The organism is Bacillus norwichensis (assembly GCF_014836955.1).
Lineage (GTDB): Bacteria > Bacillota > Bacilli > Bacillales > Bacillaceae_C > Siminovitchia > Siminovitchia norwichensis.
This window is the reverse complement of sequence record NZ_JACSPV010000031.1, coordinates 1-13,326: the sequence shown is the minus strand read 5'-3', so window position 1 is coordinate 13,326 and position 13,326 is coordinate 1. Positions and strand designations below refer to the sequence as shown.

Here is a 13,326-nt window from a genome sequence, read left to right as displayed (position 1 = left end):
TAAAGGAAGGTCGTTGTTATGCTAAGGGTTGATAAATTATCAAAAACATATTGTTCAAAAAGGTCAGAAGTTCATGCAGTGGATGAAGTTTCCTTTATCATTCCAGCTAACGATATTATGGCATTGATTGGAGAATCAGGTTCCGGAAAATCAACGATTGCAGAACTGATTGTTGGATTACAGCAGGCTACTGGCGGTGAAATGTTTTGGGAAGACAAGAAGCTGTCAAAACATCACCGCCAACAAATCCAATATATTTTTCAAAATCCAGATCGATCTCTCAACCCTTTGTGGACAGTTGAACAATTATTAATGGAGCCGCTGCGAATAAAAAAGGTGCCGAAAGATGAAGCAAGAAAAATAGTTCAGCGTAATTTAGAGCTGGTTTATCTACCAGATCGTTTGTTATCTAGTACAACAAGGGAATGTTCTGGAGGTCAGAAACAGCGTATTGCCATTGCCCGAACATTAGCTTTACAGCCTAAGCTTTTAATCGCGGATGAAATTACTGCATCTTTGGACCCGAGAACGGAAGAAAATATGATCGAACTATTGAAGGAAATAAAACGTGAAACAAAGTTCTCCATCTTGTATATAACGCACCGAATTCAAACAATCAAAGACTTTGCAAGCAAAATACTGGTCCTCAGAAAAGGACAAGTAGTCGAACAGGGAGCAGCAAAGCAAGTTTTATCTGCACCGCAAACAGAGTATACAAGGCAACTAATACAGGCGTGTGATTATAGGAACTTTCAAAAGGGAGTTTGAATAGGTATGAAGACTGTACTGTTTATTCAATCGGGAGCTGTTTTTGGTGAGCATCGATTGACGAGAGAAGAATTACAACATACGGTATCAGAAATTGATGTATACGATTTAAAGGATATTGATTTATCTCCATATAAGTCTGTGGCGATTGATAGTTTTGTTGATCAACGCTATTTGATGGAGCATCGAAACATCATTGAGCAATTTCTAAATCAAAGGAAAATTGTAATTTTCAGCGGGAATCTATATTTGTCTTGGCTGCCAGGAGTTTCTAATTTTGTTGCCAGAAAGGTTCAGACACATCGTGATTATGAGGTTGAAAATAAACTGCAACATCCCATTTTTTCCGGAGTTGAACCGGATCATATGACATATAAAAGAGGAGTATCAGGCTTTTTTGCAAGAGGCCATCATCCTGTTCCGGATGGGGCAGAAGTCATTCTGACACTTCGCGGTGATATTCCCATTACTTATATTGATCGTGTGAGCACAAAAGGAACGATTTTAGTTCATGCTGGGAATGATTTATTTAAGTACAATGATCCAGACTGTACGACAGGAAGAATTAAACCTCAATTGATGGAATGGGTTGAGAGGGAATACGTATCACTTCAGGAGGGGCATAAGTAAAATGAGACGAATTGCTGTATTGAATGGAGGAAGCTCACACCATCACCGGACATATATTGAATCAGAATTCAGCCAATTTTTTATAGACTATTTTTACTTGCCTCAATTCCATCAGGCGTCATTGGAGCAGATTGACGTTTTACTTGTTCCATCTCAACTTCATTTGAAGCTTTTGGAGAAAAACAAAGAAAAAATCATAGATTTCGCAAATGACGGTGGTATTGTGGTCGCTTTTGGTCCACAGCCTGTACAATGGCTACCAAATCAAAATTGGGAATATCGTGAAACGAATTTTTGGTGGTGGTTAGATAAAGACGCGAAGAGTGGTCTAGTGTTGGAGAAACCGGATGCTAGTTTATTCGATTATATTACATTGAAAGACGCGACTTGGCATCAGCACGGGGTCTTTTGGCCGCCTGAAAATACGGAAACGCTCATTTCTATGGAGGATGGCGGGTCTATATTTTATATTGATAAGGTAAGTACCAAAGGGACATTCATTGTGACTACGTTGGATCCCGATTATCATTATGGATCGTATTTTATGCCTGCAACAGAAAGATTTTTAAAAGGATTCTTACCTTGGCTAGCGTTCGGGGAAATTTAACTTTACCTCTGTTAGTAGTGAGCTGAATGTATATTTGTATTCCAGCCATTAGGGGTTAAACCCTGCTGAATAGAGGCCACAGATTTTCAGCGGAAATTTATTGAGCAGGGCTAGATACAATTTGGGAGTAAATACGTTAAGGCGCATTAAATTAGAGATAGTTGAAAAAACCGCATTCCCACCAATGGGAATGCGGTTTGATTTAAAAGGTAAAGTCGACTTCTTTTTTCTCCTGCTCTTCGTAGCCCTTCATATAATTGATTCTTTTTTGGGCTGAGGTGGCGTTGACCTGTTCGTCAGCGTGATAAGATGAGCGGACAAGGGGGCCGGCCTCACAGTGACTGAAGCCTTTGGACAAAGCGATTTGTTTTAGTTCTTCAAACTCGTCTGGGTGATAATAGCGCTCAACTTTTAAATGTTTTTTCGTAGGCTGTAGATACTGGCCAATTGTCATGATGTCTACGTCGTGTGCAAGCAAATCATCCATTGTTTCAATGATTTCTTCTTTCGTTTCCCCGAGTCCAACCATGATACTCGATTTCGTCGGTGTATTTGGAGAAATTTCTTTTACCCTCTTCAGCAGTGTCAAAGAACGGTCGTACATGGCACGTGCGCGAACCCGACGGGTCAGGCGCCTGACTGTTTCGATGTTGTGGTTGAAAATATCAGGAGCACTAGACATTAGTGTAGAGAGGCTCTCGTAATCACCTTTCATATCGGATGGAAGGATTTCGATCGTACAACCCGGATTTCCCTCGCGGATTCGTCTTACTGTTTCCGCAAAAACGGCAGCTCCCCCATCTTTTAAATCATCCCTAGCTACAGCGGTGACCACAACATGCTTCAATCCCATGATTTCAACTGATTCCGCTACACGTGCAGGCTCTCCCCAATCCAGCTCCGTTGGAAGTCCCGTTTTGACAGCGCAAAAACGACAGCCTCTTGTACAAGTATCTCCCAAGATCATGAAGGTGGCTGTTTTTCGCTCGCTCCAGCATTCATGGATATTCGGGCAGCGAGCTTCCTCACAAACCGTATTTAGACTCTTGTTACGCATCAATTTTTTCAAGCCAGTGTATGATTCATTCGTGTTAATCTTGATTTTCAGCCAATCGGGTTTTCTTATGTATTCATCATTTTTTGCCATCAGCTAACACTCTCTTTCGATAATATAAATTCCAATCATCTGAACGGTATTTTGTTTCGGCCAGTTCGTGTACTTCGTTCCACTGTTCCTCTGACAGCTTAAATGGAACCAGCTCAAGATTTAAACCCTTTTCAAACCCTTTTTGAAAAGCTTTTTCAGCCATTTCGTAAGTGACAGGCTGATTGGATGTCTCGTTGATAGTTATCGCTTTTTTTGAAAAAGCAGAACGCTTCTTTTCCCTTGTCTCTTCATCTGAGAAAAAGAAAAGGTCAAAAAGCATCTGTTTATTCATGGTGAAAGGAATGGAGCCGTGCTGTAACAGAACACCCTTTTTCCTTGTTTGGGCATGTCCTGAAATTTTCTTGCCATCTACCAGCATCTCATAGTCTGATGGCCTTTCAAAGCAGACAGCTGTCCGATCCGTGAATCGCTCTTTGGGGATGGAGTAGTCTGCTTCAATTTCCAATTGTTTGAAGCCTTCCATAATCCCTTTTGACAATTCAAAGTACGCTTCCCGTATTGATTGGGAAATATAAGACTTGGATTCTGAAACAATTACACTGTAAGTCAGTTCATCGTCATGCAAGACAGCGCTTCCGCCTGTCTGGCGTCGGACAAATTGGCAACCATGCTTCTTTACTCCTCCAAAGTCAATCGTCCGGTCGACTTTTTGAAAATGTCCAATGGAAAGTGTTGGGGTAGACCATCCGTAAAAACGGAGAATAGGAGGAATCTTCCCTTCACTGTGCCAGTTCAGTAATGCTTCGTCCATGGCCATATTGACTGCGGCATCATCGTGGCCTGAATGCAATAAACCCCATGTATCAATCATTTGACCAACTCCTACAGGAATACAATGAAATATTGATTTTATCTTAACGAACCCTGGTATATAAGTAAAGCCGACAGGCTTGAAGGATAGAAAGGATACGGGGAAAAAGTATAAATCAAGGGAGGGTGGTAAATACAGGTAATAACTTTTTAAATGGAGGTAGCTATATTGAAGAAATTAATTGGTCCAACTATTATGTTGCTGTTTATTGTAGGTGCATGCAGTAGTAATAAAGACATTGTCGAACCAGGGAAACAGAAGGAGGCGGCACCGGTCAACGCGGAAACACCGATCAATATTCCTTTGATTAATGCTGAAGGTGAAAAAGTTGGAGAAGCGGAGCTCTCTGAGAACTCAAAAGGTGTGGCTATTCATGTGAGAGCAGAAGGACTGGAGCCGGGGAAGATGGCAATCCATCTTCATGAAATCGGAAAATGTACACCGCCTGACTTTCAGTCTGCAGGTGCGCATTTTAACCCAGGTCACAAGGAACATGGATTCCATAATCCTAAGGGGTATCATGCTGGAGATCTGCCGAATCTGGAAGTAACGGCTGAAGGAAAGGTAGATGCGGTAATCAAGACTGCTGACGTCACCTTGGAACGCGGTAAGCCAAACTCCCTGCTGGACAAGGACGGAAGTGCCCTCGTCATTCACGCCGGTGAGGACGATTATGTGACAGATCCAGCGGGAAATGCGGGCGACAGGATTGTGTGCGGGGAGATTGTGAAAAAGGGAAATTAATCCATGTTTTGTTGATATAGACTGCCCGAAAATAGCATAGCTTGAAAAGTAAATTAGAACCCAAGAATGGTGTGAATTTAACATTCTTGGGTTTTAAATTATTGTGCAGCTTCCCTCAATCGGCCTCTATAGACCGCCTTGTTTTTGTAGCTATCTACCTGCCGGATACGAGGTCTAAAAAATTGACTGCTTCAGTCATTGTTCATTCAAGCAGTTTTGGCTTCCGTTTTTTTTCCTTTTGGCCGTCCATTTAGGGATAAGTACATCCAGATTCGATTTAATTTTTCTATTGGACCAAAACGGTAATGTTTTAAGTAATAATGGCTTAGGCACAGCTGCAGGCCATAAATGGCGAGTGCTAAAATGATTCCAGCTCCTACACCCATCTTTCCGAATTGTCCAAGTCCATAACCATAAAAGATCGTTGTGCAAATGACGGTCTGTAATAAGTAGTTTGTCATTGATAATTTACCAACATTTTCAAACAGTCTGAGCAGAGGACTGCCTACTGTTTGTCCATAGACATAAGCCATCGCAAATATATAACCTAGTGAAAGAAGGGGACCGCCCAAAAGGCTGAACACCTCCGCCCAGTCACTTGCTGGTATAATTTGTCCGATTGATTTGAACCCAAGCCCTAATGGAATGAAACATGTAGCCCACAGCCGGTTGCGTCTTTGTTCTCGCAATGGGTCGAGGAAGACTTTTTTCTTGGCCGCATACATACCGAACAAAAACATGGGGGCTGTAAAGAAGGGGACCAATAAACCGGCATATAGGACGTAGGCTTCTTCCTCCAAGGGATCTTCATGATTCCGGTGATGCATGATGTCCAGATAAGTGCCGCTTCCATAAACTACCTTAGTTTCTTCAATATAAGTATCAAGCTTCTTGGGATCGACTAAATCAGCACTGTCTGTATTGACAATGGTACCAATTATTAAAAGTAAAGCCCATAGTGCTGATAATAGCACCCCCCAGACCAGAATGGTCGTTGCCTTCCGTTTTAAGAAAAATAAAAGAAAGAATCCCATCAGGCCGTAAAAGAATAAAATATCCCCTTCCCATAAATAGCTACTATGCACCCAGCCGATTACGAGTAAAAAAATCGATCTGCGTACAAAATGCCGTTTTACTTTTAAACCTTTGCCTTCTAAGCTTTCTTTCATCATTATCATAGAATAGCCGAACAGAAAGGTGAAAATGGGGATAAAACTTTCTTCAACAAAAATTTTAAGAAAATCGTAAAAAAAAGAATCTGCTGCAGACACAGAGAAAGCTTCCAATTCATCTTTCCCCCATAATCCGTATTGGAAAATCAGCATATTGGCCAGTAAAATCCCTAAGAGGCTGAAACCCCTTATTCCATCAATTGCATGTACACGATTTGTCCTGTTTTTCATGATTGGAAACTCCTTTACTTTATGCTTATGAATCAGCATAGAGCGGGAAGCTTAACGTCACTGAAATTAAAACCTTACGGGAACCTTAATTCTTAGCGTATTCCGTTCAACAGCCTGTAAGGTTACAGTGTTAGCTTATAAGCATATCAATCGGAATGTTATAAAGCTTAAAGAAGGAGTGATCCTATGGAGTCTTCTACTTTCTTGGGGCCTACGAAAAAAGTAAAAGCGATCCTATTTTCCGGCTTTGCGTTAATCGGTTTTATTTGTGGTTATTTTGCTGTTGGCATGTCGGAATGGGTATTGGGGCTTTCCTGGATTCCATATCAACGTTTGCTAGAAGTCCTGCATAAGCACCTCCTTAAAATCCAACCACTATTAGGAGAATGGATGACCATCGTATTGGCAGGGGCTGGAGCTGGCATTGGGCTTTTGATCGCTTTTCTATTAATCGATAAGGTTTTATGTGCCGACATTTCCGATCAGGAAATCGTTCTATACAAAGACAAGCGAACGTATAAAATATCAAAAGCGGACGTGCAACATGTTTTTTTGGATGGGGATGAATTGGTCATCTTAGCCTGCAATGGACATGAATTATTGCGTGAGCCTCATCATCTTAAGGAAAACATTGTGGAAGATGCTTTTGTTTTCCATCAATACCCGTGGGAGCAGGGTGGAGATCCGTTTGAGGTACAATTTCAGCTCTGGACTCCTGGTGAAAAAGATATTTCCAAAGCCGCTCATGCGCTTTTGAATGTGCGTAAAAAAGCTTTAGAAGATAAGGATGAGGAGGAGGCTGCGAAGCTGCGGAAAGAGCTGGCAGATTTGAACATCATTGTCCGGACAAAAGGGACAAAACAATATTGGCGCTTTGTCGTGGGAAATGATGGACAGCTGGCAGAAAATAGGCTTGGAGCCTGCATAAATGATAGGGTTGTGACACATTGAAAGAGGAGGATACAATAGATATTGGATTAAGAAACTAGTGAACAATCTTTTATTGTTTTTATAAGGGTGATTTTATGGAACAATGCCAAATTTTATTGGTCGACGATGAATATGCCATTTTGCAAATGGTTGAAATGGTTTTGAGGAAAGAAGGATTTCTGCATATTTTTAAAGCGGAAAATGGCAGGGAGGCCATGGAAATCATTCGGCAGGAAGCGATTGATTTTATTATATTGGATGTCATGCTGCCTGACAGTAACGGCTTTGAGCTATGTAAGAAGATTCGTGAATATACGGATGCCTTTATTTTATTTTTAACAGCGAAAGTAACAGATTTTGATATTTTAACAGGGTTTGAACAAGGTGGGGATGATTATGTAACGAAACCTTTTAACCCGTTGGAAATTGTTGCGAGATTGAAAGCACAGCTGCGAAGAAACCGTAATGAACGGCAAAAGCCACTCATTAAAAATAAAAAAAGGTATGACTTTGGACGATTTGTTTTGGATGAAGAAACAGGAGAACTGTTTGTTGAAGGAGCATTAGTGCCTTGTCCAGCCCAGGTGTTTTTACTATTGCTTTACTTTTGCAAACATCCGAACCAGGTTCTGTCAAAAGAACAGCTGTTTACGGCAGTGTGGGGATATGATCATATGGCTGATGATAATACAGTAATGGTCCATATACGCCGAATCCGTGAGCGAATTGAGCCTGATCCTGGGCAGCCGGTTTTTCTCTGCACTGTTCGGGGTCTGGGCTATAAAATGGTGAAGGACAAACAAGCATGAAACTACAAAGAAGAATCACTTTCCATTTTTTCATACAGTTGGTCATTTTATTCGTGTTTGCCTTTTTCTTTTTTCTCTTCTTATTTTTTGTTGTCACCAATTTGCTGATCCGGGAAGAATTAGATACGAATACGGTTACCGGCCTCGTCGAAACGATTCCAACGGTCAGTGTAATTGAGGATGATGAAATGGAGCTTGATAAGAAATGGTCTAAATTGATGGCTGAAAATAAAATGTGGATGCAAGTCATCAATCAGAATGGCGATGTGATTTACAATGAACATGTGCCGAAATCGTTGAAGCAATCCTATACGCTTAATGAGCTTTTGCGGATCGAGGAAACGAGGGAATTAGGAGATTACCGTATCTATCCTGAATATGATTCATGGTTTAACGGAAAATATTACTTTCTTTTCGGCATTCAGGATCATGATGCTCACATGTTGAAGGAGTGGTTTGAGTCATATCATCATCAAGGGCTTGCAGATAAAAACCGCTTGCCTGGCCTCGAAAAAAAATTACAGGAACTAGACGGCTATGTCCAGATTTATAAAAAGGGTGAGCTAGTCCAAACGATTGGTACAGAACACGAGGAAAACGTCAGACAACTGGATATCATCGAGCGGATTTATGAGCCGGGTAAGTATCCGACCGAAGTGAAAGTCTATAATGATTCTGAAACCGACAGCTCCTGGCTGCTTTATTTGCCCAAAAAAGAAAGTCGGTCACTTGCCTGGCCTTTTTCTAAGGGAACACAGATGCTGTTGATTGCGATTCTGACAAGCTTATTCTTTACGGTTCTCATCTCAGTATGGAATGGTTATCGTTACGGTCGCCCTTTGTTGTTGTTTGCCAATTGGCTAGAGCGGATGGGTAAAGGGAACTATGGTGAAGTTTTCACAGAAAAAGAGAAGAAAAAAGTGTTTAAGAAACAGGGGAACACCCGGCATCGTTATCGTTTATATCAAGAAGTATTTCAATCCTTTTACTTGATGGCTGAAAAATTGGATCACGCTGAACGGGAGAGAGAGATACTTGAACGAAGCCGAGCAGAGTGGATGGCGGGAATTTCCCATGATTTGCGCACACCGCTTTCATCGATCCAAGGGTACGGTCATATGCTGGAAAGTAGTAAATACAATTTTTCGGCTGCAGAACTTGAGGAAATTGGAAAAGTAATCAGGACAAAAGGTGAGTACATGTTGCAGCTGGTCAATGACTTTTCTTTGGTTTTTCAGCTTAAGAATAGAGGCGTTACCTTGAAGAAGAACACTATTGAGGTCAATCACTTTGTACAGAAAGCGATAGGTAAATTTAAGGAAGACTATACGCTTTCAGCTTATTCCTTTGAGTTTTTCGGGTTTGCGGAACCTCTCTATATAACTTTGGATACAAAATGGTTTACGAGAGTACTGGATAATCTGATGAATAATGCCATCAAGCATAACCCGCCGAATACGGACATTGTCGTGAGGATTCTCGGAACGGACGAAGCAGTGAATATCCAGATTGAAGATAACGGAATTGGTATGGATGAAGAAGCTGTTCAAAACCTATTCAATCGTTATTATCGCGGCACAAATACGAGTGAAAAGACAGATGGGCTCGGCTTAGGGATGAGTATAGCCAAAGCGATTGTCGAGTTACATGATGGAGATATAGCAGTGGCATCCGAGGTTGGGAAAGGGACGAGCATAACGATTGTACTCCCTTTGGATGACGGATTGGCAAAGGAGGGGAGCACTGCATGACTGGCAGTGCTCTTGTCGGATCATTTATGAAGGTGAGGCTAGTGTAGGAATGCTACAATCTGACGCTTTCAATTCTGTTCGTGTCAATAAGCTGTAGTGTTTTGCTCCTTCATCAATCATTTGATTAAAGCCTGCCGATTCCGGGAAAGCCGCTCCCCGATGGGAGTGGATGGCTTCCGGCCTCCATCCCTTTGTTCCAGACAATTTTTCCATCAAACGTTTGATTAGAAACAATAAGTCAAATTCATGCTTTCTCTTTCACTCTGCATATATAATGTGAGGAGTACCTTTGTTCATAGAAAGGATATCTACAATGAAACAGCAGGATTTTACCGCCGGGCCGATTGGAAAGCAGCTCCTTGCTTTTTCGCTCCCTATTTTAATTACTAATCTTCTTCAGACTTCTTATCAATTTATTGACAGTCTATGGGTTGGGAATTTGCTTGGAGCCAATGCTCTTGGGGCTGTAGCGATTTCGAGCACGGTTATTTTTACTGTTCTTTCTTTTATCATTGGGGTAAATAATGCGACGCTGACAGTTCTTTCTCAGCTTAAAGGAAAGGACGACGAGGCCAGGCTGAGAAGTTTTGTCAATGCATTTGTTGCGATTTTAAGCGGTATGGCTATCGCTCTTGGTATTGCAGGGATTATTTTTGCAAAGGATATTCTTGAGTTCTTAGGCACTCCTTCCTCAATGATTGCGGAGGCTGTTAGTTATTTGCAGATCAACTTTCTTGGAATAGCATTTTTGTTCGGTTATAACTTTATCTCAACTGTTTTCAGAGCGCTTGGAAACAGTAAAACACCTGTCCGATTTGTTTTGATAGCCGTTATTTTAAATGGGGTTCTCGACCCTTTGTTTATTTATGTCTTTGATTGGGGAATCTAAGGAGCGGCTTATGCAACAATTGTCGCGCAGGGAGTAGCTTTCTTTTACGGTTTGATCGTGAGCATTCGATTCAAGCAGATCCCCTTTTCCATTCCCAAATTTCCGAAAAGAGAAGAAGCATCCATTATTTTGAAGCAGGGGATTCCTTCGGGTCTTCAAATGATGGTAATTTCTGCGGGACTTGCAGCGATTATGAGTGTTGTCACTTCATTCGGTTCTGATGCAGTGGCTGGTTTCGGAGTAGCACAGCGTCTGGACAGCATTATCATGCTACCAGCACATGCACTTGGGACGGCGGTTAATAGTATGGCAGGTCAGAATATTGCCGTCAAACAATGGGATCGGGTAAGGCAGATCACAGTGTATGCCTTACTTTTGAACCTGGCGGCAATGTTTTTGGCAGCAATGTTCATTTTTATTTTTGCCAGATGGGGTATCCGCATGTTTATTTCAGATGAAGGAGCGGTTGCCTTTGGTACAAATTACGTGAGAATCATCGCTTTTTTCTATCCGTTCCTTGGTCTTAACTTCGTATGGAACGGAGTCGTTCGGGCATCAGGTGCCATGTTCCAGGTGCTTGTGCTTAATATTATTTCTTTCTGGGTCCTGCGTTATCCGCTTACGTTTATTTTCGCGCAATTAATAGGTGAGAAAGGCATTGGCGTCGGCATTGCCGCAAGCTTTGTCATCAGTAGTATTCTTGCGTTTACCTATTACCGATTTGGTAAATGGCGAGAAAGAGAATTATTTAACGAAACGACCTCATGAATTTTTTCTGGGAACGATTGTTCCAGGCATTCTGAGCTAAAACTTCGTCGATTTTGTCACCCTTCCTGTATTTATGTTGATTGTTTTCATAAGCTGAATGTAAAGGCTTTTATTCCCCCGTTCTTAATGTTTGCGCGTAACTTTTTTATCAGATTGTGCTGTGTCCAGCTCCAGAGCCTATCAACTAGCAGATCCTCTTCAGAAAAGTTAACATTGGTTCCGACGCAAAGGACTGGTAACACTCGGCGGCCAGCACTTGTCGCTCGCCACATTTTAGCCCAGTCTGTACGTCGTTGAAGCGGCGCCGGCGCTTTTGTTTATATGGCAGAAAATTTAGACGAAAATTAAATTTTGAAAACTTACTGTTTCCAAATGCTGTATAACGATGTAATATGGAACTATAAATATTCTATGAAAGCCCGGATTTTGAAAAACTGATCCGGGTAAACTTTTAATGCAGTTAAAAAAGGATACCAGATGGGGGACGGAAAAGAATGGGAGCGTCAGTCATGGAAACGCGAGAGGAAAAAGACTTTTTAGGAACAAAAGAGGTACCCGTCGATGCTTATTACGGGATTCAAACGCTCAGGGCTGTAGAAAACTTTCCAATTACGGGCAACAAGCTTCATGAAGAGCTGATTAAAGCATTGGCCGTCGTTAAAAAAGCTGCAGCCATGGCAAATACTGAAGTAGGGTTGCTGTCAGGTGAAATCGGGCAGGTAATTGTTGAGGCTTCTCAGGAGATCATTGAAGGGAAGCTGCACGATCAATTTATTGTGGATCCGATTCAAGGCGGAGCCGGTACATCGATGAATATGAACGCCAACGAAGTAATCGCCAACAGGGCACTTGAATTGCTGGGTAAAAAGAAAGGCGACTATGCCTCTATCAGCCCTAACTCTCATGTGAATATGGCTCAATCAACAAATGATAGTGTTCCAACAGCTATCCATGTGGCAGTGCTGAATGTTCTTGACGGATTACTTTCAGTCATGGAAAACATGCAGACCACCTTTGAAGCGAAACAGAAAGAATTTGACCATGTTGTAAAAATGGGAAGAACACATCTTCAGGATGCTGTTCCTATCCGCCTTGGCCAGGAATTCGGTGCATACAGCCGGGTCATAGGAAGAGATATCAAACGTATTCGTCGCTCAAAAGAGGGACTTTATGAAGTGAACCTAGGAGCAACTGCGGTTGGGTCAGGTTTAAACGCTGATCCCAAGTATATCAAACTGGCTGTTGAGTATCTTGGAGATATTAGCGGATTGCCAATGCAGGCAGCGGAGAATCTGGTCGATGCAACGCAAAATACAGATGCCTATACAGAGGTATCTGCAGCATTGAAAATCTGCATGACAAACATGTCCAAAATTGCAAATGATCTCAGATTTATGGCGTCAGGGCCGAGAGCGGGACTTGCGGAACTAAATCTTCCTGCAAGACAACCGGGTTCTTCCATCATGCCTGGAAAAGTGAATCCGGTCATGGCTGAACTTATCAATCAAATCGCTTTCCAAGTCATTGGAAATGATCAAACTGTAAGCCTTGCATCAGAAGCAGGTCAATTTGAATTGAATGTTATGGGTCCGGTTCTAGTCTATAATTTGATGGACTCCATCACGGTAATGACCAACGGTTTCAGAGTGTTCACTGAATACTGCGTATCGGGCATTACTGCCAACGAAGAAAGAATGAAACATTACGTAGAATCAAGTGTAGGTATCATTACTGCGGTTAACCCACATATTGGCTATGAGGCTGCAGCGGCTATCGCACGGGAAGCTATCGAAACCGGGCGTTCTGTCCGAGAGCTTTGCCTTGAACTCGGTGTATTGACTGCGGAAGAGCTGGATCAAATTTTAGATCCATTTGAAATGACCAACCCGGGAATCGCCGGTGCGGCTTTATTGAAAAAATAATGAAGAAATGGGAACCTCCAGTTTTGGCTGTGAGGTTCTTTTTTTTATTGGCTCTATACTAAATGTTGGGGTTACCACACAATTTGCACAAAAAAACACACGCAAACATCCAATTCTTTTATACTT

11 protein-coding genes and 1 pseudogene are annotated in these 13,326 nt (G+C 41.9%); 9 read left to right on the top strand and 3 right to left on the bottom strand.

Annotated elements, in window-relative coordinates:
* The first annotated feature begins 18 nt into the window (after positions 1-18).
* The 3 genes from H9631_RS15445 to H9631_RS15435 are packed head-to-tail and all read left to right on the top strand — an operon-like array spanning position 19 to position 2,005.
* Positions 19-768: an ABC transporter ATP-binding protein gene (locus H9631_RS15445; RefSeq protein WP_191814345.1), complete on the top strand. Its 750-nt coding sequence runs from the start codon at positions 19-21 to the stop codon at positions 766-768.
* Positions 769-774: 6 nt separating this feature from the next.
* The gene (locus H9631_RS15440) at positions 775-1,398 is read left to right on the top strand and encodes a phosphate starvation-inducible protein PhoH (RefSeq protein ID WP_191814343.1); all 624 of its coding nucleotides are present in this window, start codon (positions 775-777) and stop codon (positions 1,396-1,398) included.
* 1 nt (position 1,399) lies between these two features.
* Positions 1,400-2,005, top strand: a complete 606-nt coding sequence (locus H9631_RS15435) for a hypothetical protein (protein WP_191814341.1) — start codon at positions 1,400-1,402, stop codon at positions 2,003-2,005.
* Positions 2,006-2,207: 202 nt separating this feature from the next.
* Here H9631_RS15435 and lipA read toward each other — a convergent pair whose 3' ends face one another.
* Together lipA and H9631_RS15425 are read right to left on the bottom strand one after the other, a co-directional pair.
* Positions 2,208-3,152 (bottom strand): lipoyl synthase, encoded by a 945-nt coding sequence (gene lipA, locus H9631_RS15430; protein ID WP_191814339.1) that lies wholly within the window; start codon positions 3,150-3,152, stop codon positions 2,208-2,210.
* Positions 3,139-3,984: a lipoate--protein ligase family protein gene (locus H9631_RS15425; protein ID WP_191814337.1), complete on the bottom strand. Its 846-nt coding sequence runs from the start codon at positions 3,982-3,984 to the stop codon at positions 3,139-3,141. The genes lipA and H9631_RS15425 overlap by 14 nt, the downstream gene beginning before the upstream one ends.
* A 195-nt stretch (positions 3,985-4,179) precedes the next feature.
* On the opposite strand from H9631_RS15425, the gene H9631_RS15420 reads away from it, so the two are divergent.
* Entirely contained in the window at positions 4,180-4,728 is a 549-nt protein-coding gene (locus H9631_RS15420; RefSeq protein WP_449727656.1) for a superoxide dismutase family protein, read from the top strand.
* Between the two features lie 206 nt (positions 4,729-4,934).
* On the opposite strand, the gene H9631_RS15415 is transcribed toward H9631_RS15420, so the two are convergent.
* Positions 4,935-6,131 (bottom strand): DUF418 domain-containing protein, encoded by a 1,197-nt coding sequence (locus H9631_RS15415; protein WP_191814334.1) that lies wholly within the window; start codon positions 6,129-6,131, stop codon positions 4,935-4,937.
* Positions 6,132-6,317: 186 nt separating this feature from the next.
* Here H9631_RS15415 and H9631_RS15410 point away from each other — a divergent pair, with 186 nt between their 5' ends.
* The 5 genes and pseudogenes from H9631_RS15410 (at position 6,318) to aspA (ending at position 13,200) form a co-directional block, all read left to right on the top strand.
* Positions 6,318-7,082, top strand: a complete 765-nt coding sequence (locus H9631_RS15410; RefSeq protein WP_191814333.1) for a YqeB family protein — start codon at positions 6,318-6,320, stop codon at positions 7,080-7,082.
* A 74-nt stretch (positions 7,083-7,156) separates the two neighbouring features.
* Positions 7,157-7,870 carry a response regulator transcription factor gene (locus H9631_RS15405; protein WP_191814331.1) on the top strand — a complete coding sequence of 238 codons (714 nt, stop codon included), beginning with the start codon at positions 7,157-7,159 and terminating at the stop codon, positions 7,868-7,870.
* The gene (locus H9631_RS15400) at positions 7,867-9,621 is read left to right on the top strand and encodes a sensor histidine kinase (RefSeq protein WP_191814328.1); all 1,755 of its coding nucleotides are present in this window, start codon (positions 7,867-7,869) and stop codon (positions 9,619-9,621) included. The genes H9631_RS15405 and H9631_RS15400 overlap by 4 nt, the downstream gene beginning before the upstream one ends.
* 313 nt (positions 9,622-9,934) lie before the next feature.
* Positions 9,935-11,278 (top strand): annotated as a pseudogene (locus H9631_RS15395) (MATE family efflux transporter).
* Between the two features lie 509 nt (positions 11,279-11,787).
* On the top strand, positions 11,788-13,200 hold the full coding sequence (gene aspA / locus H9631_RS15390; RefSeq protein ID WP_225221082.1) for an aspartate ammonia-lyase: 1,413 nt from the start codon (positions 11,788-11,790) through the stop codon (positions 13,198-13,200).
* Positions 13,201-13,326: the final 126 nt, after the last annotated feature.